Origin of the sequence: Falsiroseomonas sp. (assembly GCF_030695085.1) — a bacterium.
Lineage (GTDB): Bacteria > Pseudomonadota > Alphaproteobacteria > Acetobacterales > Acetobacteraceae > Falsiroseomonas.
Genome location: NZ_JAUYTS010000084.1, coordinates 39,755 through 62,804 on the forward strand (window position 1 = coordinate 39,755; position 23,050 = coordinate 62,804).

Consider the following 23,050-nt stretch of genomic DNA (forward strand, 5'->3'; position numbering starts at 1 on the left):
GTGGCCGATCCGCGCCTCAGGCGCCGGCGCTTCGCCTGGCCCGCAGCACTTGCGGCGGCGGCCCCTCGGCCGCGCACCCGCCTTCGGCCTGCGCAAGTCGCGACCCACGGGATCTGACATGACCCATCGCCTCGGCATCGCGCAGCTCACGCTGATGGAGACACCACCGCCGGAGTTGATCTCCATCGCCGCGGAGGCCGGCGCCGATTGCGTCGGCATCCGCATGATCCCGGTGCTGCCCGACACGCCCTTCTACCCGCTGATGACCGATGCGCGGCTGATGCGGGAGACGCTGCGCCGCATCGCGGATACCGGCGTGCAGGTCTTCGATATCGAGATTGTCCGGATAGAGCCGGAGACGGACATCGCCAGCTTCACGCCGTTTTTCGAAGCCGGCGCCAGGCTCGGCGCCAAGGCGATCCTGGTCGCGGCCTACGACCCGGAACCGGTGCGGCTCGCCGACACCTACGCCCGCTTCTGCGACGCCGCCGCACCCTATGGCCTGACCGCGGACCTCGAATTCATGCCCTGGACCGCGGTGCCGGATGTGCGCACGGCGGTGGCGCTGCTGACGCAGGTGGATCGCCCCAATGCCGGCATCCTGGTGGACCCGATCCACTTCGACCGTAGCGGCAGCACCCTGGCCGACCTCGCCGCAATTCGCCCGGACTGGCTGCATTACTGGCAACTCTGCGACGCCCCCGCCGCGCAGCCCACAGATCTGGCGGATATGCTGCACCAGGCGCGCGCCGAACGGCTGCGGCCGGGCCAGGGCGGGCTGGACCTCGCGGCACTGATCCGCGCCATGCCGGCGCATCTGCCGGTCAGCCTGGAAGTGCCGGAGGCGGCGCTGTCGCAGCGCGTGACGGCGCGGGCGCGCGGCGTCTCGATGGTGCGGGAGGCGCGGGCCTTCCTGTCAGACCACGCTACGCAACCATTTTAGGCTGCGCGCGATCTGCGGTTCCTCCTCCCCATAGGCGGGGGCGAGGTAGTCGATCTCCAGCGCCAGCAGCCCGGTGTAGTGCGCGGCGCGCAGCTGGCCGAGCACCGCCTCGATATCCACCAGCCCGGCATCCAGCGGCACGCTGGGCCAGAAGGCAAAGCTGCGTGGGTCGCCGCGCTGGGTGGTGATGTTCTTCACATGCGTCGCACGGGTGTAGGGCGCGAGCTTCGCGGCCACCGCCACCGGCTCCTCGAACATCCGCAGGTTGTTTGCGGTATCGAGGCAGACGCCGAGGCCCGGGCTGTCCACCGCCTGCATGATCTCCACCATCTCATCCGCCAGTAGGTCGATGTGGTTCTCCACCGCCAGAACCACGCCCTGCCGCGCCGCCGCTTCCGCCAGGGGTCGCAGCATCGGCACCAGCTTTCCTTTGTGCTGCGCCCAATCCGCCGGCCGCGTGCGGCGGCTGCCGGCGCAGATGCGCATCACCGTGGCGCCGACGCGCTTAGCGATGCCGATATGGCGCAGCAGGTCTTCGGCGGCGGCTTCATCGGTGCCGGAGCGCAGGCCATCCGGATGCCCCCAGGCCCAGACCGGCTCCATGCCCAGTTCCGCCACACGATCGGCCAGGCGCCCGAGCGTCGCGTCATCCTCCGGGATGTACACGGCCTCCAGCGAAACACCTTCCACGCCATGGCCCTGTGCGATGTCGAGAAAGTCGAACACGTCGATGCGGCGGCCGGGGTCGCGTTGCAGCCCCTCATACCAATCGCCGAAATAGCGGTGGTAGCAGTAGCTATCGATGCCGATCCGCATGTCGTGTCGCTCCCGTCAGGCGGCGATCTCCACCAGCACCGGCACATGGTCCGACGCCTTGGTCCAGCCGCGCGCATCCTTCAGCACGGTGTGGCTGACCAGCCCGCCGGCGAGGTCCGGCGAGACCCAGACATGGTCCAGCCGCCGCCCGCGATCCGAGGCCCGCCAATCCGCCGCGCGATAGGACCACCACGTGTACAGCTTCTGATCCGCCGGCACGAAATGCCGCAGCGCATCATGCCAGCCGCCCGCCTGCATCATCGCCGTCAGCGCCTGCGTCTCGATGGGCGTGTGGGAGACGACGTCGAGCAACTGCTTGTGCGACCAGACATCATGTTCCAGCGGCGCGATGTTCAGGTCGCCGACCAGCACCGCACGGCGGAACCCGCCCGCGGCATGGCGCGCGGCGGACCAGGCGGTGGCCTCCGCGACGAAATCCAGCTTGTGGGCGAACTTTTGGTTTTTCTCGCGATCGGGAATGTCGCCGCCTGCGGGGATGTAGAAGTCGTGCAATTCCACAGGGCCGCCAGGGGCGTCCAGCTCCACCGCGATGTGCCGGCAATCGCCCTTGGCGCACCAGTCGGGGTCCGCGCCATCGCGTCGCGTGAAGGGGATGCGCGAAAGAATGGCGACGCCGTTGTAGCCCTTCATGCCGCGCACGGCGCGATGCTCGTAGCCCAGCGCGGCCACGCCCTCATGCGGGAAGAATTCGTCGGGGCACTTGGTCTCCTGCAGGCAGATCACGTCCGGCGCGAGCGCGGTGACGAGATCGGCCAGCAGCGGCAGGCGCAGCCGGACGGAGTTGATGTTCCAGGTGACGATGCGAAGGGTCATGCGGCCTGCCTGCGAGATGGGTCAGGTGGCTTGCCCCCACCCCGACCCTCCCCCGTAAGAACGGGGGAGGGGGAATCACCTAGACGATCTTGACGGTGACCGTGCCGACGCCCTCGACCATGCCTTCCAGCAGGTCGCCCTTCACCACGGCGGCCACGCCTTCCGGCGTGCCGGTCATGATGAGGTCACCCGGCTCCAGCCGCACCAGGCCGGAGAGGTTGGCGATCACTTCCGGCACGGACCAGATCAGCTTGGACAGGTCGGAGGTCTGCGTGACCTTGCCGTTCACCTTCAGCTCGATCTTGCCCTTGGACGGGTCGAAATCCCCGGCCGGCACCAGCAGGCCCATCGGTGCCGACTTGTCGAAGCCCTTGCCCATGTCCCAGGGACGGCCGGTCTTCTTCGCCTCGTTCTGCAGATCGCGGCGCGTCATATCCAGGCCGCAGCAATAGCCCCAGACATGCTTGAGTGCGTCCGCCTGGCTGATATCCACGCCGCCGGTGCCGATGGCGACCACCAGCTCCATCTCATGGTGCAGCGACTTGCTGGCGGGCGGGTAGGGCATATCCGCATCGTTGATCACCACGGCATCCGCCGGCTTGGTGAAGTAGAAGGGCGGCTCCCGGGTCGGGTCGCTGCCCATCTCGATGGCGTGCTCGGCGTAGTTGCGGCCGACGCAGAAGATGCGGCGCACGGGGAAGGACCCGCCGCCCTTCACCGGGATGAAGGCCTGGGCGGGCGGCGGAATCACGTAATCGGCCATGCTGGAGCTTTCCTTGGGAACGCGATGCGGCGGACCATACCCCCCCGTCCCCAGGGCGCAAGAGGATGATGGCGACCCTCATGCGCCGGGCTGCGCGCCATGGGGCGCGGCGGGTCACAGCAGCGCCGTGACCGGCCGCTCGTCCGCCACCGGCGGGCGCGCGTTCGGATCAGCCCAGGCTGACCCGCCACATGAAGCGCCGGCTTTCGCCCGCACCCAGCATCTCCATCCCCGGCTTGGCCCAGATATCGCCCCAGAACTGCGCCGGGTCGGCGTAGCCGGCCCAGGGCTCGATGCAGAGGAACTCCGCCCCCGGCTTCATCCACAGGCCGAGATGCGAAAACCCCTGCCAGGTCACCTCCAGCCCCTTCGTGCCTGGGGCGGCATAGCGCAGGCGTCGGCTGGCCGGGTTCAGCAGGATGATGGCGGAGGGGCGGAACAGATCCTCCCGCAGGCCGAGGTTGCGGCCATGCACCGGCAAAGATTGCGGCGTGGCGTCGATCAGCCCGTTCTCATCCAGCCGCCAGGCGGGGCCGGATTCCTCCTGCTCGAATTCGATCCGGTGCGCGTTCTTGCCACCGGCGCCGGGCAGCGGCCAGCGAAAGGCCGGATGCGCGCCGATCGAGAAGGGCAGCGTGCCCTCGCCCGGATTGTGCACCGTATGCGTCACGGTCAGCGACGCGCCATGCAGCACATAGGCCACCTCCAGCCGGAAGGCGAAGGGATAGGCGGCGCGGGTCGCGGCACTGTCCACCAGCAGGAAGCGGCAATGCTCGGCGCCCTGTTCCACCAGCTCGAAGCGGCTGTCGCGGGCGAAGCCGTGCTGGCCCATCGGGTAGATCTCGTGGCCGACGCGCAGCGTGTCGTCACGCAGCCGGCCGACGATGGGGAACAGCACCGGGGCATGGCGCGGCCATTCCGGCCCCGCCTGCCAGAGGAATTCCTGGCCCGCGGCGTCCCGCAGGCTGGCCAGCTCCGCCCCCGCCGCCTGCACCGCGATGGTGACCTGGCCGGAGGAAAGGGTGACGCGATCCGTCATGCCGGCCGTCCTGGCAGCCGCCCGGCCGCGCGTCGCTGGTCATAGGCGCGGGCATGCAGATGGGCCATCTCGTGCAACTCCGCGGGGATGCCGGCGCTGCGTGCGGCCTCGGCCAGATAACCCAGAATATGGTCCGCCTCCGTCCGCCCACCGGCTTCGAGATCCCGCAGCAGGGATGCGGTGTAGGTGCTGGCGGGGTCGGCGAACAGGGTGCGGTAGCTGGCCATGAAGCCGTCCGACATCGCATGGCCGCGGGACGCGGCGATGGCGGCGTTGCGGTCCAGCAGCGTCATCAGGAAATCCGTGCCGCCGGCGCGGATGATCTCCCCCACGCTGGCGCGCATCAGCACCGTGGCGGCAGCGACGGTGCCGAGATGCACCAGCTTCTCCCACATCCGCCTTTCGATATCCGGCACCGCCTGCGCCACCAGCCCCGGCGCCTCCCCCAGCGCGGCGGCGAGTGCGGCGGCGCGGCCATCCATGCGGCCATCCTGCTCCCCGAAGGTCAGCCAGTGCCAATCGCCCAGATGCTGCACCACGCCATCCGCCGTCAGCGTCGCCGCGCATTTGGCCAGGCCGCCCCAGACCCGGGCCGACCCGAAGGCGGCGTTCAGCGCGGCGATATGCGCCATGCCGTTGAGGATCGGCAGCACGCAGGCGCCACCCTCCACCGCCGGGCGGATGGCGGCGATGGCGCTATCCAGGTCATAGGCCTTGCAGGACAGCAGCACGACATCGAAGCCCGGCCCCGCCGCCAAGGTGGTTGCCACGGGCCGGTCGATGTCGCCGAAGGTGCTCCGCACCCGCAGCCCGTCCCGCGCCAGGGATGCCGCCCGCGCCGGACGCACCAGGAAGGTCACGTCCAGGCCCCGCTCCAGCGCCCGCCCGCCGAAATATCCGCCGAGCGCACCCGCCCCCAGCACCAGCATCCGCATGGCATCGCTTCCCCGTTCCGGCAGGCAGCAATCCCCACATCCCGGGCCGCTGTCCAGCCCAGCGGACGCAGGACTGGGCGGGATGCGCCGGGAGAAGGGGAGCGCATCACGCCGAGGCGGTCACCGCATCGCGGCGATATCCACCACCTCCGCGCCCGGCAGCCCGGCCACGGCACCCAGCTCGGTCAGCCGGCCATTCTCCAGGTCGATGCTGTGCAGCGTGCTGCCGGCCAGCACGAAGCCCCGGTTGCCGCCCTGGCCATCCGACAGCACGTCGAAGCCCACCGACACCGGCAGGCCCATGCCCAGCATGCCCTTCACCTGCTGCACGCCATCATTCGGCGGCGCCTGGAGGTTGTAGCTGCCGAGCAGCGTGTCGATCGTATAGAGCGCCGTGCTCGGCGCGCCCGGCTGGCCAGCGGCCGGCGCACCGGCGGGCGGGGCCACGCTGTTGGTATAGGCGCCGGCGGTGATGCGCGGCGTGGTGCCGGCCTGGGCCGAGCCATCCATGTATTTCTGCTGGCCGTCACGGACCACCTCGCCGGTGTCCACATTCACCCGGAAATTCACCCCGCTCATGCCCATCAGGCGCAGGCGGTTGGCGACCGGATTGAAATCCACCACGGCGCGGCCGCCACTCTCGAACGGCATGTTGAGGCGGGAGACCTGCGTGGCGCGGCCGGTCATCGGGTCGATGGTCACGATCTGGCCGCTCTCGGTCACGCCATACAGCCCGCCATCCTGCGGCCGCTGGTCGATGCCGAGCAGGCGGCCATCGGTGCCGGTGATACGGATCGGGGCCTCGGCGCGGCGGGTCTCGCTGTCGATGCGGACCAGCATGTTGTCGGCGGTCAGCCCGATCAGGGTCGCGGCCTGGGCGCTGGCGGCGGCACCAGCCAGCAGGGTGGCGGCGGCCAGGGCGGTGCGAAGGGTCTTCGACATTCGGCGTCTCTCCATGTCCAGGGCAGGCCTTGGCGGCCGTGCTGCTGGCGTTACGGAGGGCGGAGGCGGCTGGATGCAGCGACGCCGAAAAAAACTTCAGCTTCCGGTGGCGGGCGCCAGGCGGCCGATGAACAGGATCGGCCCGGTCGGTCGGCCGATCGGCGACCCGCCCGGCGGTTCCAGCGTGATCTCGATCAGCATGCCGGGGCTCGGCCGGATGGTGGCGGGCGAGACGCTGATGCGCCCCTGCGCCGGGATCAGGCCGAGCGAGGTCGGCGCCGTCGCACCCTGCGGCAGCGCCCAAAGCTGCAAGGCGCGGCCTTCCGGCGCCGGGCGCGGGTTCAGCGAGGCCAGGCGGATGCCGCCGCCATCGGCCTCCACCAGCCAGGCCGGCTGGTCCTGTTCGGTCAGCAGCACGGTCATCAGCCGCGGCGCCGGCTCCGGCCGCAGCAGGATGAAGGCGGCGAGGCCGGCGGCCAGCGCGGTGCCGCCGATGGCCGTGATCCGCCAGGGGTCGCGCAGCCGCGCCAGCCAGCTTCGCCGCGGCTTCGGCGCGGGCGCCGGGTCCAGCGACGCGACGATGCGGTCCCACAGTTCGGGCGGCGGGGCTTCGGGCGGCGCCAGAGCGGTGAGCGGCGCCAGCCGCGCCTCCCACTGCGCCACCGCCTCGGCCAGCGCCGCATCGCCGGGCAGCGCCGCGGCGACGGCCGCCGCCTCCCGCGCTTCCAGCGTGCCGAGCACATATTCGCCGGCCAGCGCGTCGCGGTCCTCGGGGGTCATGCCGGCCAGGTTCATGCCAGGCACTCCCGCAGCCGCAGCAATCCGCGGCGGATCCAGGCCTTCACGGTGCCTAGCGGCAATTCCAGCCTGGCCGAGATCTGCGCATGGCTCAGCCCATGCACGAAGGCCAGCACGATGCCGCGCCGGTTGCGCTCCTCCAGCGTTGCCAGGCACTGGTGCAGGCGCCGGCCCTCGGCACTGGCGGAGACCCGTTCCAGCGCCTCCGCCTCCACCGGCTGGTCGCCCAGGGCGGGGTCATCCGTCGGAATCTCACGCCCACGCGCGCGCGCCATGTCCAGCGCCGCATAGCGCACGATGGCCGCCAGCCAGGCCTCCGCCGTGCCGCGGTCCGGGTCGAACTGGTGGGCGCGCTGGGCGATGCGGAGGAAGGCGTCCTGCAACGCATCGGCGGCCGAATCCCGGTCCCGCAATATGGCGTTGGCAACCCCGAACAGGCGCACGGATTGCCGCTCATATACCGCGCGCAGCGCCTGGCGGTCCCCGTTGGCGACGGCGGAAAGCAGCGGGGTGAGATCCGTGGCGGCGTCCATTGGCGGGCAGGATGACCATGCCGCCGCGCCGCGGGCAACCCGTGATGGGAAGCCTGGTGTCAGGTCTCCAGCATCCGGCGCAGCAGCTCGACATCCTCGGCAAAGGCGCTGTCGGCCTGCATCAGCTCCGCCACGCGGCTGACGGCATGCATCACGGTCGTGTGGTCGCGCCCGCCGAAGCGGCGGCCGATTTCCGGCAGGGACCGGCTGGTAAGTTGCTTGGCCAGGTACATCGCCACCTGGCGCGGCCGCGCCACCGCCCGCGCCCGGCGGGGGGAGGACATGTCCGTCAGGCGGATGTTGTAGTGTTCCGCCACGCGCTTCTGGATTTCCTCGATCGTCACCCGGCGATCATGCGCGCGCAGGATGTCGTGCAGCACCTCCTGCGCGCCTTCCAGCGTCACCGGGCGGCCGAACAGGTTGGCGTGGGCGATCAGCCGGTTCAGCGCGCCCTCCAGCTCCCGGACGTTGGAAGTGATCTTGTGGGCCAGAAATTCCATCACCTTGGGCGGCACCGGCACGCCCTGGGTCTGCGCCTTGGCCTGGAGGATGGAGATGCGGAGTTCGTAGGTGGTGGCGTGCAGGTCGGCGACCATGCCGCAGCCCAGCCGGGTCCGCAGCCGGTCTTCGATGCCCGAGAGGTCCGAGGGCGATTTATCCGCGGACACAATGATCTGCTTGCCGGCATCGACGAGTGCATTAAAGGTATGAAAGAATTCTTCCTGCGTATTGTCCTTGCCGATCAGGAATTGCAGGTCGTCGATCAGCAGGACATCGACGGAACGCAGCGATTCCTTGAATTCCATCGTGCTCTGGCTGCGCAGCGCCGCGATGAAGCGGTACATGAACTTCTCGGCGGACATGTAGGCCACCGAAAGCGGCGGGCGCCCATCGGCCGCACCATGGTCGCGGATCGCCCAGGCGCTGGCATGCATCAGATGCGTCTTGCCGAGGCCGACGCCGCCATACAGGAACAGCGGATTGAAGCCCGGGCTGGCCGGGCGTTCGGCCACGCGGCGGGCGCAGGCATAGGCGAATTCGTTCGGCTTGCCGACGACGAAGGTATCGAAGGTGAAGCGCGGGTCGAGCGGCGCGGCCCAGTCGCCGCGCGCATCGGTCTGGCGCTGTTCCGCCGGGCGGCCAAGCGGCTCCGCCAGGCCGGAGGGCGCCTCCTGCGGCTCCGCCGCCAGATGCCGTGCCGTGATCCGCGTTGGCTTGCCGGCCGCGGCACCGGACCGCAGCGCCTCCGCCACGCCATGGTCCTGCGGTTCCGCCTGCTGGCCCTGTTCGGGGCGTAAATCCTGCGCTGGCCGCGGATCCGGCGCGCGGTTCTCGGGCATGACGCGGAATTCGAGACGCCGCACCACCGGCAGTTCGCCCTGCCACAGGGCGCGCAGCCGGTCGCCGTAATGGCCACGAACCCAGTCGCGCAGGAAGCGCGTGGGCAGCAGCACGACCACCTCCTCACCCTGGACGGAGGCCAGCGTCATCTGCCGCAGCCAGGTGCGGTATTCGACCTCGCCGACCTCTTCCTTCAGCCTACCCCGAATGCGCGCCCAGACCTCCGCCAATTGGGTGGGGGAGGACGAAGACGACGGGCCGACCGCATGCTCCATGTGATGCACCTGCCAACCTCGTGGGCCCTTGCGGGCGATGTGCATTTGACCGTTCGGCTGCGGAGAACCCGGCCGCGAAAGCGGGCGCGCGGCTCCGGGGGGGATGAGCGCGACCGTCCCGAAGTTACCGCGACGCGCTTAGTCGGCGCAAATGATTACTGGGGGATTTGGAAATTGCTGCTGCCGGGGACCAAGTAGTTACCTCGGCATAACCGACACGTTTCACGACAGAAATAATAAGCCGCCCATCATGCCGACAGGCTGCTTGCCCTTTATGTCATGAAAAAGATGTCGTCCGCAGCAAGCCGGCCCCGCGCCCATGGGCGCGGCGGCCAAGCTGTTCAGGCCTGGGCGGTGGCGCCGAGGGCCTTGATGCGCGCCGAAAGCCGGGACAGCTTGCGAGCGACGGTGTTGTCGTGGAACACGCCCTTGTCGGCGGCGCGCTGCATTTCCGGCTGCGCGGCCCGCAGCGCTTCCTGCGCAACGGACTTGTCCCCACCCGCAATGGCCATTTCGACCTTGCGGATGAAGCCGCGCACGCGCGAACGGCGCGAGCGGTTGCGCTCCGTGCGCTTCTCGGTCTGACGGATGCGCTTGCGCGCGGAAGCCGTGTTCGCCATGGCGTCTGTATCTGACCAGTCAAAAGTTACGGGTGCCGGAGGATCGGACCACCGGCGAAGGCGCGGTTACTACCCCTGGTCGTGGCGGGGAGTCAATGCGCGCGAAAGCAGGGGCGCACGAGAGCAGGGGGGGCGCGTGAGCAGGTGGTGCACGCATCAGCGGTGCCGGAAGGCCGGCTTCCGCTTCTCGGCGAAGGCCGCCATGCCTTCCTTCTGGTCTTCGGTCGCGAACAGCGACTGGAACAGCCGGCGCTCCAGCCGCACGCCATCCTTCAGCGTCGTCTCGAAGGCCGCGTTCACCGCCTCCTTCGCCATGGCGACCGAGGGCGCGGACAGGCTGGCGATCTTCTCGCCCATCTTCAGCGCCTCCGGCAGCAGGTCGGCCACCGGCACCACGCGGGCCACCAGATTGGCGCGCTCCGCCTCCGCCGCATCCATCATCCGCGCGGTCAGGATCATCTCCATCGCCTTGGACTTGCCGATGGCCCGCGTCAGCCGCTGGCTGCCGCCGGCACCGGGGATGATCCCGAGGTTGATCTCGGGCTGGCCGAACTTCGCATTGTCGGCGGCCAGGATCAGGTCGCACATCATGGCAAGCTCGCAGCCGCCACCCAGCGCGAAGCCCGCCACGGCGGCGATCACCGGCTTCTGGATGCGCAGCACGTCTTCCCAGCGCTTGCCGATGAAATCGTCGAAATAGACCGCGGGGAAGTCGCGGTCCTTCATCTCCTTGATATCGGCCCCGGCGGCGAAGGCCTTCTCGGACCCGGTCACCACGATGGCTCCGACCTCCGGGTTGGCGTCGAACGCCCGCAGCGCCTCACCCAGTTCGGTCATCAACTGGTCGCACAGCGCGTTCAGCGCCTTGGGGCGGTTCAGGGTGATAAGCCCGACCCGGCCCTGCGTCTCGACCAGGATCATTTCATAGGCCATGCGCGCACTCTCCCTGCTTCGGCCAAGCGGTAGCGCAGCGGCCGACGCACCTCAACGCTGGGTGCGCGCACAAAAGAAGCTGCTGCGGCCGGACTGCACAATGCGCGACACGCCCGCGCAACCGCTGCCCGGCCCGGGGCAGAGCGGGCAGGGCTGGCCTTCGCGGTCATAGACCGAAAACCGGTCCTGGAACCGGCCCAGCTCGCCATCCGCGCGCACATAGTCCCGCAGGCTGGACCCGCCAGCGCCGATCGCCTCCTCCAGCACCGCCTTGATGGCCGGCGCCAGGCGGACGGCCCGGGCGCCGGGGATCGTCGCCGCCTCCCGCCGCGGCGAAATCCGGGCGCGGAACAGCGCCTCCGCCACATAGATGTTGCCCAGGCCCGCCACCACGCGCTGATCCAGCAGCGCCGCCTTGATCGGCGTCTTTTTCCCGGCCAGGGAGGCCGCCAGGCTGGCCGCGTTGAACGCCGGCTCCAGCGGCTCCGGCCCCATGCCCGCCAGCAATTTGTGCTCGTCCTCCGCCGCCGTCGGCATCAGGTCGATGCTGCCGAAGCGGCGCGGATCGACGAAACCGATGCGCGTGCCGTCCGCCGTCTCCATCACCAGGTGCTCATGCGCCTCCGGCGGCTGGTTGTGGCCGCGGGCATCCGAGAACACGCCATTCGGCCCCAGGAAGGGCACCGCCGGCCCGGCCACCGGGCGCGCCACCATGCGGCCGGACATGCCGAGATGGATCAGCAGGCTCTCCGCCGTATCCAGCCGCGCCAGCATATACTTGCCGCGCCGCCGGAAGCCGGTGACCACAGCCCCGGCCAGCCGGCGCGCCAGCCCATCCGGAAACGGCCAGCGCAGCCCCGCCCGCATCGTCTCCGCCCGCGTGATCCGCCGCCCCTCGAGCACCGCCCGGAGCCCCCGCATCACCGTCTCCACCTCCGGCAATTCCGGCATTTTTTTCTCATGCTGCCGCGGGCCCTTGGCACAGCGGGGCGCTGGTTTTGGGGCGGGCGGTCCCATCTGTCATCGCGCTGGGGCGCCCTACTGGCAAGGCATCCGGCGAAAGGGCAGGATGGGGCGATGAGCGACACAACCGATTTCGGCTTCCGCGAGGTGCCGCGCACCCAAAAAGCCTCCATGGTGCGGGAGGTATTCGAGAGCGTGGCCCCCCGCTACGACGTGATGAACGACCTGATGTCGCTGGGCATCCACCGCATCTGGAAGCGCATTTTCATCAACTCCATCGCGGCCTCGCCGCGGGAGACGCTGCTGGACCTGGCCGGCGGCACCGGGGACATCGCCTTCGGGGCGCTGGCGCGGGGCGCCAAGCGAGTGATCCTGACCGATGTGAACCCGGCCATGCTGGAGGTTGCCCAGAAGCGGGCGCTGGACCGCGGCATCACCACCGGCCTGGACTTCGCCGTGGTCGATGCCGAGCACATCCCGCTGCCGGACCGGTCGGTCGAAAAGATCTCCATCGCCTTCGGCCTGCGCAACTGCACGGACAAATCCGCCGTGCTGCGCGAAGCCCGCCGCGTGCTGCGCCCGGGCGGCCGCTTCCACTGCCTGGAATTCTCCAAGGTGGCGATCGAGCCACTCGCCAAGGTCTATGACCTCTGGTCCTTCAAGGTGCTGCCCGAGATCGGCGCCCGCGTGGCGCAGGACCGCGACAGCTACGAATACCTGGCCGAATCCATCCGCCGCTTCCCGGACCAGGAAACGCTGGAGGACATGATGCGGGACGCCGGGCTGGAACGGGTGGCACATCGCAACCTCTCGGGCGGCATCGTCGCGATGCATTCGGGATGGCGCCTATGACCCTGGCCGTCCATTCCGGCTGGCGCCCGTGATCGCGGCGCGGGACCCGGATTTCCAGGCCCGCATCCAGGCTGCCTTCGCCGCACAGGGCTTGATGGCGACCCTGGGCGGCCGCCTGGTGGCGGTGGGGCCCGGGCACTGCACGATCGAGGCGGACTTTGCCCCCGGCCTCACCCAGCATCACGGCCTGTTCCACGCCGGCGTGCTGACCACGCTGGCCGACAATGCCTGCGGCTTCGCGGCGATGAGCCTGCTGCCCGCGGGCGGGGAGGTGCTGAGCGTGGAGTTCAAGGTCAGCTTCCTCCGCCCCGCCTCCGGCCTGGTGGCCGTGGCGCGGGGGGAGGTGGTGAAGCCCGGCCGCACCCTCAGCTTCTGCCGCGCCGAGGTCTTCGTGCGCGATGCGGCGGGGGCGGAGACGCTGGCCGCCTGCATGATGGCCACGATGATGGCAGCAGGACCGGACCGGCGCTGAGACGCCGCGGACCCGTCGGCGGATTTGACGCCCTGCCGCCCAGCCTGGCCCGGGCGCCACAGATGGCGAATAATCGTAATGAATATCAGTTGGTTGTTGGAACCAGCGCGGCAGGCACGGATCTTGCTCATTGTCCTATGCCGATTGGCCAATGAGAAGGGACCACACGAGATGAGTACGCCCAAAAGCTTCCTCGCTGCAGCCGCCCTGGCCGCGGGCCTTTCCCTAGCCGCAGCCCCCGCCAGCGCCGCCGTCATCTACGCCGGCAATTTCACCGGCAATGAATGCGGCGGCCGTGGCGGCTTCAGCAATTGCTACGCCAGCACCACCGGCACGCAGCAGGGCGCCACCCCCGGCGCCTCCCCTGCGGTTTACAAGCGCGAAGCCGGTGGCGGGCAGGACTTCAGCAGCCAGTTCCCGACGATCGACGGCAGCGAGTTCGTGGTCACCCTGAACAGCGTGACCAACGTGCTCAGCTTCACCTACACCCCCGGTGCCGACGATCCGGAGATCCACTATTTCGCCATCAAGCAGGCAAACGGCTTTGCGCTGTTCTATGACCTGACCGCGGCGATCACCTCGTTCTCCGCCAATCTGGACACCTACTTCCCGGGTAACCCGGGTTTCTCCCACATCACCTTCTTCGACACCAAGGGCCCGGTGCCGGTGCCCGCGCCGGCCAGCTTCGCGCTGTTTGGCGCAGGGTTGGCGGGCCTTGGCCTGGCGCTCCGCCGGCGCCGCCATTCGGCCTGATCCGATCCCGGACGCGGGCTGCGCCAAATGGCGCAGCCCGGACGCCTCAATTCAGCCGTAGCCCGATGCGGCGGATCACCGGCTCCCACGTCGCACGTTCCGCGGCCAGGTAGTGCGCCAGATGCGCCGGCCCGCTGCGGGCGGGTTGCGAGCCGATCCGCGCCAGGGCGGCGGCGACCTGTGAATCTCCCAACGCCTCCGCCAGCGCCGCCGCCATGCGCTGCAGAATGGCATCCGGCGTGCCGGCCGGGGCCAGCAGCGCCTGGAAGTTCCGCACGACAAGCGCGGGAAAGCCCAGCTCCGCCGTGGTAGGGATGGCCGGCGCGAGGGGGGAACGCGCATCGGCGGTAATCGCCAGCGCCCGCACGCTGCCCGCTTCCAGCAACGGCAGCAGGGCGGAGATATCGCCGAACAGCGCATCGATCTTGCCGCCGATCAGGTCGGGCAGCGCCGCGCCGGTGCCGCGATAGGGCACGTGCTCCATCTGGATGCCCGCGAGTTGCGCCAGCAATTCCATCGCCAGATGCGGCGTGGTGCCGATGCCGGCGGAGCCCAGGTTCAGCGCCCCGGGCCGCGCCTTGGCCAGCGCCACGAAGCTCGCCAGGTCGGTCGCCGGCAGCGCGTTGGTCACGGCCAGGATCTGCGGGCTGTCGGCGATCAGCGCCACCGGCGCCAATGCCTGCAGCGGGTCCGGCGAATCCGCAGCCCCGGCCGCGGGTGCGATGATCAGCGGGCCGGGCGAGCCGACCAGCATGCTGTAGCCATCCGGCCGTGCCGCCGCGACGATGCGCGTGCCCACCAGCCCGCCCGCCCCGGCGCGATTTTCCACGATCACCGTCTGGCCGAGGGCACGGCGCAGCCCCTCCGCCACCGGCCGCGCCACATTGTCCACCGGACCGCCGGGCGCGAAGGGCACCACCAGCGTCACCGCCCGTTGCGGCCAGGCCTCCTGCGCCCGGGCCTCCTGCGCCCGGACCTCCTGGGCCCGGACCGGGCCCGGCATGGCCAGGCTGGGCGCGGCCAGCGTCGCCCCCAGCAGCATGCGTCGTGTTGTCGCGATCATGGTGTTCCTCCCTCTTCACGCGCTGCGTCACGGCTTCCACACTCGGCGAAACAGGAACGCCCGCCATGCGCATCGCATCGATCGAAACGCTTCCCTGCGTGCAACGCCAGGAAGACCCCAGCTGGAATTTCGCGCGCGGCGCGATTCCCGAAGTGCGCGGCTGGATCATCCGGGTGCGTGACACGGATGGCGCGGAGGGTTTTGGCTATGGCCACGCCATGGCGCTGGTCACCGGGCTGCCGGAGGCGCTGCCGCACGCCGTCGCGCATTATGCCAAGCTGCTGAAGGACCGCCCTCTGTCGGATCTGGCCGCGCATGCGGAGGCGATGGGCCAGGCGCTGGTGCATGCACCCGGGGCGCGCGCCGGAGTGGAGATGGCGCTGCACGACCTGCTGGCGCGGCGCCTGTCCGTGCCGGTCGGCACGCTGTTCGGCGGACGGTTCCGAGACAGCATCGCCTGCGCCCGCCTGCTGGCGCTGAAGCCGCCGGAGGGCATGGCCCAGAAGGCCGCGGCGCTGGTGGCGGAGGGCTACGGCGCGCTGAAGGTGAAGTTCAGCGGCGACCCGGCGTTGGATGCCGCGCGCCTGGCCGCGATCCGCGAAGCGGTGGGGCCGGATATCCGCCTCTCGCTGGACCCCAACCAGGCCTATTCCGCCAAGGGTTTTCTGAAATTGTTCGAGCGTATCTGCATCCATGACATCGCGCTGGTCGAACAGCCGGTGCCGGCCGGGGACTGGGACGGGCTGGCGATGCTGACCGCACGGCTCGGCGTGCCGGTGGAGGCGGATGAAAGCGCGGCGTCCCTCACCGATGTCACGCGCCTGGCGCGGGACCGGATGGTGGATGTGATGAACCTGAAGCCCACCAAGATCGGCGGTATCCGCGACACGCTGGCCGCGATCGCGATCTGCGAGGCCAGCGGCATCGGCGTGCGCTTCGGCGCCAGCTTCGGGCCGGGCCTGCTGCAGGCCTTCACCAGCCATCTGGCCGCCTCGCTGAAACGGATGGAGCATTCGTCCGAACTCGCGGAACACGCCCATCTCCTCGATGATCCCTTCGCGCCCTATCCGGTGGTCAATGGCTGCGTGGCCGTGCCGGATGGGCCCGGCACGGGCCTGGATTTCATCGCCCCTTGAACACCGGCTTGCGCTTCTCCGCGAAGGCTCGCAGGGCTTCCTGCGTGTCCTCGGTCGAGGCCAACGCCACCGTCTGCGACTGTTCGTAGCGATAGCCGTCATGCAGCGGCAGGTCTTCCGTCACCTGGAAGCTGCGCTTCGCCGCGCGCACCGCCAGCGGCACCTTCTGCGCGATCTCGGCGGCGATGGCCTGCGCGGCTTCCACCACCTTGTCGCGCGGCACGCATAGCGAAGCGGCGTTCATGCGGAACAGCTCCGGCCCGGTGATGCGGCGCGCGGTGTAGATCATCAGCCGCGCATCGGATTCCCCCAGATGGCGGCGCACATGCTTCACGCCGCCGGCGAGGCCCACATCGACCTCGGTCATCGACATGAAGCTGTCTTCCGCCATCACCAATATGTCGCAGCACAGCGCCAGCACGCAGCCGGCGCCGATCGCGGCACCGTTCACCGCGGCGATGACGGGCTTTTCACATTCCAGCACGCAATCGAAGCCGGCGCGCACCAGGCGGTTGTGGCGCGGGAAGGCGCCGGGTGCGCTACGATCCGGCCGGTCCTTCAGATCCGCCCCGGCCGAGAAGGTCTTTCCCGCGCCGGTCAGCACGATCGCGCGCACATCCTCGCGGTCGTGCAGCTCGTCGAAGACGCGGATGATCTCGTCGCGGAACGCGCCGTTCTGCGCGTTCACCGGCGGGCGGTCGATGGTCACGGTGGCGACGAATTCCGCAACCTCCAGCCGCAATGTCGAAAAGCTCATCCCTGTTGCCCTGTCCTGCGTCACTGAATTCGGATGCCGCCACGCTCGATCACCGGGCCCCAGCGGTCATGCTCCTCCCGCACCATCGCCGCCAGCGCTTCCGGCGTGCCACCCAGCTTCTCGATGCCGAGATTGGCGAAGCGGCTGACCAGCGGCGGTGAGTCCAGGATCTCGTTCAGCGCCGTGTTCAGCCGCGCGATGATTTCGGGCGGGGTGCGCGCGGGGGCCAGGATGTAGTTGAAGCTCGCATCATGAAAGCCCGGCAGGGTGCGGCCGATCGGCGGCAGTTCCGGCGCCGCCACGGCCGGCTCCGCGGTGGAAACGCCCAGCGCCTTGAGCTGCCCATCGCGCACCAGCGGCAGCAGGGTCGCGATGTTGTCCATCATGAAGTCGATGCGCCCGGCAACGATTTCCTGCGTCGCCGGCGCGGTGCCGCGGAACGGCACATGCAGCATCTCCAGCCCCGCCATCTGCCCGAACATCTCGGCGGCCAGATGGCCGGAGGAAGCGACGCCGGCGCTGGCGAAGGTCAGGCCGTCCGGCTTCGACTTGCCGAGTGCGATCAGCCCGGCCACGTCATTCGCCGGGAAATCCGGCCGCACCACCAACAGCTTCGGCGCACGCAAAATGGCGATGACGGGCGTGAAATCCGCCTGCGGATCATAGGCCAGATTCCGCATCAGATGCGGGTTCAGGATCTGCACATTCGGCGTGGCGTACAGCAGCGTCAGCCCATCCGGCGCGGAACGGGCGACGTTGACGGCGCCAATGGTGGTGCCGCCGCCGGGCCGGTTCTCGATCGTCACCGGCTGGCCAAGTGCGATGCCCAACGGCTCCGCCAGCAGCCGGCCGACGGTATCCGCCGCGCCGCCCGGCGCGAAGGGCACCACAAGGCGCATCGGGCGCGTCGGCGCCCATTGCTGCGCCGCCGCCATGCCCGGGGCTGCCAGCACGGCAGCCGCGGCGAGGAAGGTTCTGCGTTGCATCGGGTCTACTCCAGCTTCACGCCGGTGGTGCGAACGACCTCGCCCCAGGTGGCATGGGTTTCACGGATGAAGGCGGCGAATTCGGCGGGGCTGCTGCCGACGATGCGGCCGCCCTGGTTCAGCAGCGCGGCCTTGGTCTGCTCATCGGCCAGCGCCGCCTGCGCGGCCGCCAGCAGCACCGCGACCCGGTCCGCCGGGATGCCGGCCGGGCCGAGCAGCCCGTACCAGGTTTCGCTGACCATGCCCGGCACGCCCGATTCCACCGCGGTCGGCACATCCGGCAGAATACCGAGGCGTTCGGAGGAGGTCACCGCCAGCGCCGGCAGCGTCCCGGCGCGCACATGGCCGATCAGGGCCGGCGCATCGGCCATCAGGATCTGGATGCGGCCTGCCAGCAAATCCGTCACCGCCGGCGCGGCGCCCCGATAGGGCACATGGGTGATGTCGACGCCCGCGCGGATCTTCAGCAATTCCCCCGCCATATGCAGCGAGGACCCGATGCCGGCCGAGCCGAAGGCGAGCTGCCCCGGCCGCGCCTTGGCCAGCGCCACCAGCTCCGCCATGTTCTTCGGGCCGAGGCCGGGTGCCACGGAGACGATCTGCGGCACGCCGAGCACCTGCGTGATCGGCGTCAGGTCGCGCAGCGCGTCATAGGGCATGCTGGGTTGCAGATGCGGCTGGATGACGATGGCGCCGCTGCTGGCCAGCACCAGGCTGTGCCCATCCGGCCGCGACTTGGCGATGAGATCGACGCCGATCAGCCCGCCCGCGCCGGCACGCGCATCGATCACCACGGGCCGGCCGAGCCGCTCGCTCATCACCCGGCTGATCAGCCGCGCAATGGTATCCGCCGGGCCACCAGCGGCGAAGGGCACCACCATGCGCACCGGCTGGTCGGGAAAGCTCGCCTGCGCGCGGGCCATCTGTGGCAGGGCGGCGAGGCCCAGCGCGCCCAGGGCGCTGCGACGGGTGATGTTCATTGTTGTTTCCTCCGTGTTCTTTGTTGTCGTTGTCAGTCGAAGCCGAACAGCTCCCGCGGGTTCTCCACCAGGATGCGGCGCGCGAGCGACGCATCGCCCAGCCAGTCGAGAAACAGGTCGAGCATCGCGCCCGCATCCGGCGGCGGCGCCATCCGCACATAGGGCCAATCCGAGCCCCAGAGCAGCCGATCCGGGTTGGCCGCGACCAGCGCATCCTGCAGCGGCCGCAGGCTTTCCACCGCTGCGCCGCGGTGGGCGCGGCACAGCGTGATCTTCACCCAGATATCGCCGTCGCGCAGATGCTGCAGCACCGTGCCGAAGGCCGGGTCCGCCGCGCCATCCGGCATCGCCAGATGGTCCAGCACCAGTGACACGCGCAGCGCGATCAATTCCGGCAGCAATTCTGCGAACTGCGCGGCGCTGGCCCAGAGATGCGCCTGCCAGCCCAGCGCGCGCAGCCGCGGCGCCAGGGCGCGCAGCGCGTCGACGCCGATGCTGCCGGGGTAGCGGCCACCGCCATTCGGCGCCTGCATCTCGACGAAGCGCAGCGCCCGCACGCCGGCCGCGTGCCAGGTGGCGAGGGTGGCGTCCGTCACCGTCTCATCCGCGCTCATCACACCGCGCAGCGTGCCCTTGCCGCGCGCCAGCGCATCCAGCAGGCAGGCGGCGTCGCGGCCATAGGGGGCGGGCTGCACCAGCACGGCGCGCGGCGTGCCGATGGTGGCGCGCATCGCTTCATGCGTTGCGAGATCGGCACCGGGCAGCGCATAGGGCGCGGGGCCGGCCGGGAAGCGCTCATCGAACACATGCGTGTGCGTGTCGCACGCCCCCGCCGGCACCGCATGGCGCGGGCGCGAGGCGGCGGGCGCGTCCACCATCATGGGGCCGATTCCGGCAGCGTGAACAACCCGTGCTCCGGCGCCGTCAGCGGCGGTGCCTCGCCATCCGGCAGCGGCACGCCATGCGCGTTCAGCGTCATCGAGACCATGGTGTAGTAGCCGATGAGCGCCGTCAGCTCGACCACGCCCTTCACGCCGAAGGCATCCACCGCCGCGTGATAGATCACATCCGGCACGCGGCCATGCTGTTGCAGCGTGCGGGCGAATTCATAGACCAGGCGCTCATCCGCCTTGTCGAAGACCGGCGGGCGACCCTCGCGCATCGCATCCAGGATGGCGGGCGCGATGCCGTTCTCGGCCGCGGTGCGGGCATGCACGAACCACTCCACCTGCGCGCTCCAGCGCCGTCCGGTGACGCAGATCGCGAGTTCCGAAAGCCGCTTCGGCAGGCTGGTGGAAAAGCGCAGCGATTCACCCAGCGCGGACCAGCGCCCGGCGAGATCCGCATTGTGGATCGCCGCCCGCAGCGGGCCGATCACCTGGCCACGGGGGCCGGAGACCACCTTGTCCCAGACTTCGCGCTGTGCCGCGTCCAGATCCTCGCGGCCGGGCAGGGGAATCCGAGGCTTCATGTCACGCCACTTTCGGCCAGGGCCGCACGCGCGGCGTCATCGAGTCCAAGTTCCGCCAGAACCTCCGCCGTGTGCTGGCCGAGCAGCGGGGGCGGGCGGTTGAATTCCAGCGGCGCATCCTGCAGGCGGATCGGGCTGACCACCTGCTTCACGCTGCCATGCGGATGCGGCAGGTCGCGCAGCATCTGCCGGTGCACCACCTGCGGATCGGCAAACACATCCGGCACGGTGTTGATCGGCCCACAGGGCACGCCGGCCGCATCCAGCAGCGCGGTCAGCTCGCTGCGGCTGAAATCCGCGAAGCGTTCGGTCAGCAGCGGCGTCAGCAGCAATTCGTTCTTCACGCGATCGGCGTTGCGGATGAAGCGCGCATCCTCCGCCCAGTCCGGCCGCCCGATCGCCTGGCAAAGTTTCACAAACTGCCCGTCATTGCCGACCGCCAGCACGACAAAGCCATCCGCCACCGGGAACACGTCCTGCGGCTGGATGTTCGGGTGCCGGTTGCCCGCCCGCTGCGGCACACGGCCACCGACAAAATGGTTCATCGCCTGGTTGGCGAGAAAAGCCGCCTGCACGTCCAGCATGGCCAGGTCGATCGTCTCGCCCTGCCCCGTCTCCGCCCGCCGCGCCACGGCGGCCAGGATGGCGACGGTGGCGTACATGCCGGTCATCAGATCGACGATCGGCACGCCCACCTTCTGAGGCGGCGTTTCCGGCGCGCCGGTCACGCTCATCAGCCCGCCCATCGCCTGGATCATGAAGTCGTAGGCCGCCTGGTCGCGGCGCGGGCCGTCCTGGCCGAAACCGGTGATGGAACAGCAGATCAGGCTCGGCTTCAGCGTCCGCAGGCTGGCGGCATCCAGCCCGTAGCGGGCGAGCGCGCCGGCCTTGAAATTCTCCACCACGATGTCGGCGGTCTGCGCGATCTGCCGCACCACGGCCTGGCCCTCGGGCCTGGTGATGTCGATGGTGACGGAGCGCTTGCCGCGATTGACGGCCAGGAAATAGCCCGCCTCCTTGGTGGCGTTCCCCTCCGAATCCTTGAGGAAGGGCGGGCCCCAGGCGCGCGTGTCATCCCCCGCGCCGGGGCGCTCGATCTTGATGACGTCCGCGCCGAGATCGGCCAGCACCTGGGTCGCCCAGGGGGCGGCCATGATGCGGCCGAGATCCAGCACGCGCAGATGCGAAAGCGGCCCCATCAGCCTTCGCCCACCGGCGTCGCCAGCATCGAGGGACGCTGCGCGAATTCGGCGTGGAAGGCCGCGAAGCGCGGGCAGGTGGCGCGCCATTCGATATCGTCGAAGCGGAAATCCAGATAGCTGCCGAGCACGCCAAGCGTGATCTTCGCCAGCCCCATCGGGATTTCGTCGATCTCCGCCTCCACCGCCGCCAGCGCCGCCAGCGCCTTCACGGCGAAGGCATCGAGCAGTTCGGGCAGCGGGTGCGGCTTGTCCCGCTCATTCCGCCACAGGATCAGCAGGTCCAGGAAGCCGGTCGCCAGCGCGTGACGGCGCAGCTCCTGCCAGCGCGCCGGGCCCTCAGCCGGGATCAGCCGCGGGCCGGCGTGTAGCGTGTCCAGATATTCGCAGATGACGAGGCTGTCATACAGCACGCTGCCATCTTCCAGGCGCAGCGTCGGGATCTTGCTCAGCGGGTTCTCCGCCATCAGCGCCTGGTGCGGCCTGGTCATCGCCACCGCGGTGCGGGTGGTGGTGATGCGATCGGCCAGCCCGGTCTCATGCGCGAAGACCATCACCTTGCGCACGAAGGGCGAACGCGGCGACCAGTGCAGCAGCATGGACACAGTTGTTTCCCCCGAGAAGCTTTAGGTCAGTAGTATGACCTTAAGCCGGTTCCGGTGCCGCCGTCTATGCCCCTCCGCTATTCACGCGTCGCATCATGATGCGACCGCCCGGCCTGGAAGGCGGCGATGCCATCCACGATCATCCGCACGATATCCACCCGCGTCTCCCGCGTCAGGGATGCGTAGTGCGGCGCCACCACCAGATGCGGCGCGGCCAGCATGGCCGGGTCCGGTACGGGTTCGGAGGCGAAGACATCGGTGCCGGCGCCGCGGATCGTGCCGTCCTGCAACGCCGCCACCAGCGCCGCCTCATCCACCACGGACCCGCGGGCGATGTTGATCAGGAAGCCGGCCGGGCCGAGTTTTCCGAGGATGGCGGCATCGACGATGCCGGCAGTCTCGGCCCCGCCGGGGCAGCACATCACCAGCACGTCCGATTGCTCGGCCAGTTGCGCGATGCCGGGCACATAGGGCCAGGGCGCGTCGGGCTTCGGCCGTGGGCCGGACCAGATCACCTTCATGCCGATGCCCTGCGCCCGCCGCGCCACCGCCGCGCCGATGCGGCCCAGGCCGAAGATGCCGCAGGTCTTGCCGAACAGCCTTGTGCCGGATTCCGCGCGGCCCTTGGCCCAGGCGCCGGAGCGCACGAAGGCATCCGCATACACAACGCGGCGGGCGATGCCATACAGCAGCGCGATGGCGTAATCCGCCGTATCCTCCGTCAGCACATCCGGCGTGTTCAGCACGGCGCAGCCCTGGGCGCGGGCAGCATCGAGGTCGATGCGGTCCAGGCCCGTGCCGGTGCTGGCCAGCAGCTTCATGCCCTGGACGCGGCCGAACATCGCCGCATCGCAGCCGGCCATGGCGCTGGTCACGCCGATGCGGAAGCCTGTCACCGGCCCCGGCGGCAGGGTCGTCAGATCCACCAGGCGGTGCCCCTCGGCCTCCAGCGCCTGCCGCAGATCGGCGGGCACCGCGGTCATCACCAGAAGGGATTCAGCCTGGCTGGCTTGCCCAGTGCTGGGTTGCATGGAACGGGTC

At 69.8% G+C, this 23,050-nt stretch carries 26 protein-coding genes; 5 read left to right on the forward strand and 21 right to left on the reverse strand.

What is annotated here, in order from left to right; genetic code table 11:
- Nucleotides 1–118: 118 nt before the first annotated feature.
- A complete protein-coding gene (locus Q8S40_RS10510; RefSeq protein WP_305670345.1) occupies nucleotides 119–943 on the forward strand; it encodes a sugar phosphate isomerase/epimerase in 825 nt (274 codons plus the stop codon).
- Here Q8S40_RS10510 and Q8S40_RS10515 read toward each other — a convergent pair.
- The 12 genes from Q8S40_RS10515 to mutM form a co-directional block, all read right to left on the reverse strand.
- Nucleotides 917–1,759 carry a sugar phosphate isomerase/epimerase gene (locus tag Q8S40_RS10515; protein WP_305670346.1) on the reverse strand — a complete coding sequence of 281 codons (843 nt, stop codon included), beginning with the start codon at nucleotides 1,757–1,759 and terminating at the stop codon, nucleotides 917–919. The two genes, Q8S40_RS10510 and Q8S40_RS10515, sit on opposite strands and share 27 nt — an antisense overlap.
- A 15-nt stretch (nucleotides 1,760–1,774) precedes the next feature.
- Nucleotides 1,775–2,593: an exodeoxyribonuclease III gene (locus Q8S40_RS10520; protein WP_305670347.1), complete on the reverse strand. Its 819-nt coding sequence runs from the start codon at nucleotides 2,591–2,593 to the stop codon at nucleotides 1,775–1,777.
- Between the two features lie 79 nt (nucleotides 2,594–2,672).
- A complete protein-coding gene (locus Q8S40_RS10525) occupies nucleotides 2,673–3,356 on the reverse strand; it encodes a fumarylacetoacetate hydrolase family protein (RefSeq protein ID WP_304809681.1) in 684 nt (227 codons plus the stop codon).
- A 169-nt stretch (nucleotides 3,357–3,525) separates the two neighbouring features.
- A complete protein-coding gene (locus Q8S40_RS10530) occupies nucleotides 3,526–4,395 on the reverse strand; it encodes an aldose 1-epimerase family protein (RefSeq protein WP_305670348.1) in 870 nt (289 codons plus the stop codon).
- Nucleotides 4,392–5,330: a 2-dehydropantoate 2-reductase gene (locus Q8S40_RS10535; RefSeq protein WP_305670349.1), complete on the reverse strand. Its 939-nt coding sequence runs from the start codon at nucleotides 5,328–5,330 to the stop codon at nucleotides 4,392–4,394. Before Q8S40_RS10535 ends, Q8S40_RS10530 begins: the two co-directional genes overlap by 4 nt.
- Before the next feature lie 120 nt (nucleotides 5,331–5,450).
- Nucleotides 5,451–6,272, reverse strand: coding sequence for a DUF4394 domain-containing protein (locus Q8S40_RS10540; RefSeq protein WP_305670350.1), 822 nt, complete (start codon nucleotides 6,270–6,272; stop codon nucleotides 5,451–5,453).
- 96 nt (nucleotides 6,273–6,368) lie between these two features.
- Entirely contained in the window at nucleotides 6,369–7,067 is a 699-nt protein-coding gene (locus tag Q8S40_RS10545; RefSeq protein ID WP_305670351.1) for an anti-sigma factor domain-containing protein, read from the reverse strand.
- A complete protein-coding gene (locus Q8S40_RS10550) occupies nucleotides 7,064–7,603 on the reverse strand; it encodes a sigma-70 family RNA polymerase sigma factor (protein WP_305670352.1) in 540 nt (179 codons plus the stop codon). Before Q8S40_RS10550 ends, Q8S40_RS10545 begins: the two co-directional genes overlap by 4 nt.
- 59 nt (nucleotides 7,604–7,662) lie before the next feature.
- A complete protein-coding gene (dnaA, locus tag Q8S40_RS10555; protein WP_304809669.1) occupies nucleotides 7,663–9,219 on the reverse strand; it encodes a chromosomal replication initiator protein DnaA in 1,557 nt (518 codons plus the stop codon).
- A gap of 341 nt (nucleotides 9,220–9,560) precedes the next feature.
- Nucleotides 9,561–9,839 carry a 30S ribosomal protein S20 gene (gene rpsT, locus Q8S40_RS10560; protein WP_304809667.1) on the reverse strand — a complete coding sequence of 93 codons (279 nt, stop codon included), beginning with the start codon at nucleotides 9,837–9,839 and terminating at the stop codon, nucleotides 9,561–9,563.
- 156 nt (nucleotides 9,840–9,995) lie between these two features.
- Nucleotides 9,996–10,772: an enoyl-CoA hydratase gene (locus Q8S40_RS10565; RefSeq protein ID WP_305670353.1), complete on the reverse strand. Its 777-nt coding sequence runs from the start codon at nucleotides 10,770–10,772 to the stop codon at nucleotides 9,996–9,998.
- Nucleotides 10,773–10,823: 51 nt separating this feature from the next.
- Nucleotides 10,824–11,723: a bifunctional DNA-formamidopyrimidine glycosylase/DNA-(apurinic or apyrimidinic site) lyase gene (gene mutM, locus Q8S40_RS10570; RefSeq protein ID WP_305670354.1), complete on the reverse strand. Its 900-nt coding sequence runs from the start codon at nucleotides 11,721–11,723 to the stop codon at nucleotides 10,824–10,826.
- Nucleotides 11,724–11,849: 126 nt separating this feature from the next.
- On the opposite strand from mutM, the gene Q8S40_RS10575 reads away from it, so the two are divergent.
- From Q8S40_RS10575 to Q8S40_RS10585, 3 genes are all read left to right on the forward strand, one after another.
- On the forward strand, nucleotides 11,850–12,587 hold the full coding sequence (locus Q8S40_RS10575) for a class I SAM-dependent methyltransferase (protein WP_305670355.1): 738 nt from the start codon (nucleotides 11,850–11,852) through the stop codon (nucleotides 12,585–12,587).
- 28 nt (nucleotides 12,588–12,615) lie between these two features.
- Nucleotides 12,616–13,059 carry a PaaI family thioesterase gene (locus Q8S40_RS10580; protein ID WP_305670356.1) on the forward strand — a complete coding sequence of 148 codons (444 nt, stop codon included), beginning with the start codon at nucleotides 12,616–12,618 and terminating at the stop codon, nucleotides 13,057–13,059.
- A gap of 171 nt (nucleotides 13,060–13,230) precedes the next feature.
- Nucleotides 13,231–13,812 (forward strand): PEP-CTERM sorting domain-containing protein, encoded by a 582-nt coding sequence (locus tag Q8S40_RS10585; protein WP_305670357.1) that lies wholly within the window; start codon nucleotides 13,231–13,233, stop codon nucleotides 13,810–13,812.
- 46 nt (nucleotides 13,813–13,858) lie between these two features.
- On the opposite strand, the gene Q8S40_RS10590 is transcribed toward Q8S40_RS10585, so the two are convergent.
- On the reverse strand, nucleotides 13,859–14,875 hold the full coding sequence (locus tag Q8S40_RS10590; RefSeq protein WP_305670358.1) for a tripartite tricarboxylate transporter substrate binding protein: 1,017 nt from the start codon (nucleotides 14,873–14,875) through the stop codon (nucleotides 13,859–13,861).
- Between the two features lie 65 nt (nucleotides 14,876–14,940).
- On the opposite strand from Q8S40_RS10590, the gene Q8S40_RS10595 reads away from it, so the two are divergent.
- Nucleotides 14,941–16,011 (forward strand): mandelate racemase/muconate lactonizing enzyme family protein, encoded by a 1,071-nt coding sequence (locus Q8S40_RS10595; protein ID WP_305670359.1) that lies wholly within the window; start codon nucleotides 14,941–14,943, stop codon nucleotides 16,009–16,011.
- Here Q8S40_RS10595 and Q8S40_RS10600 read toward each other — a convergent pair.
- From Q8S40_RS10600 to Q8S40_RS10635, 8 genes are all read right to left on the reverse strand, one after another.
- Nucleotides 15,998–16,768 (reverse strand): enoyl-CoA hydratase/isomerase family protein, encoded by a 771-nt coding sequence (locus tag Q8S40_RS10600; protein WP_305670360.1) that lies wholly within the window; start codon nucleotides 16,766–16,768, stop codon nucleotides 15,998–16,000. The two genes, Q8S40_RS10595 and Q8S40_RS10600, sit on opposite strands and share 14 nt — an antisense overlap.
- Before the next feature lie 20 nt (nucleotides 16,769–16,788).
- Nucleotides 16,789–17,754, reverse strand: coding sequence for a tripartite tricarboxylate transporter substrate binding protein (locus tag Q8S40_RS10605; RefSeq protein WP_305670361.1), 966 nt, complete (start codon nucleotides 17,752–17,754; stop codon nucleotides 16,789–16,791).
- Between the two features lie 5 nt (nucleotides 17,755–17,759).
- Nucleotides 17,760–18,734: a tripartite tricarboxylate transporter substrate binding protein gene (locus Q8S40_RS10610; protein WP_305670362.1), complete on the reverse strand. Its 975-nt coding sequence runs from the start codon at nucleotides 18,732–18,734 to the stop codon at nucleotides 17,760–17,762.
- Between the two features lie 32 nt (nucleotides 18,735–18,766).
- Nucleotides 18,767–19,615 (reverse strand): amidohydrolase, encoded by an 849-nt coding sequence (locus tag Q8S40_RS10615; protein ID WP_305670363.1) that lies wholly within the window; start codon nucleotides 19,613–19,615, stop codon nucleotides 18,767–18,769.
- A complete protein-coding gene (locus Q8S40_RS10620) occupies nucleotides 19,612–20,205 on the reverse strand; it encodes a carboxymuconolactone decarboxylase family protein (RefSeq protein WP_305670364.1) in 594 nt (197 codons plus the stop codon). Before Q8S40_RS10620 ends, Q8S40_RS10615 begins: the two co-directional genes overlap by 4 nt.
- Nucleotides 20,202–21,407, reverse strand: a complete 1,206-nt coding sequence (locus Q8S40_RS10625; protein WP_305670373.1) for a CaiB/BaiF CoA-transferase family protein — start codon at nucleotides 21,405–21,407, stop codon at nucleotides 20,202–20,204. Before Q8S40_RS10625 ends, Q8S40_RS10620 begins: the two co-directional genes overlap by 4 nt.
- The gene (locus Q8S40_RS10630) at nucleotides 21,404–22,003 is read right to left on the reverse strand and encodes a glutathione S-transferase family protein (RefSeq protein ID WP_305670365.1); all 600 of its coding nucleotides are present in this window, start codon (nucleotides 22,001–22,003) and stop codon (nucleotides 21,404–21,406) included. The genes Q8S40_RS10625 and Q8S40_RS10630 overlap by 4 nt, the downstream gene beginning before the upstream one ends.
- A gap of 83 nt (nucleotides 22,004–22,086) precedes the next feature.
- The gene (locus tag Q8S40_RS10635; protein WP_305670366.1) at nucleotides 22,087–23,040 is read right to left on the reverse strand and encodes an NAD(P)-dependent oxidoreductase; all 954 of its coding nucleotides are present in this window, start codon (nucleotides 23,038–23,040) and stop codon (nucleotides 22,087–22,089) included.
- Between the last annotated feature and the right edge of the window lie 10 nt (nucleotides 23,041–23,050).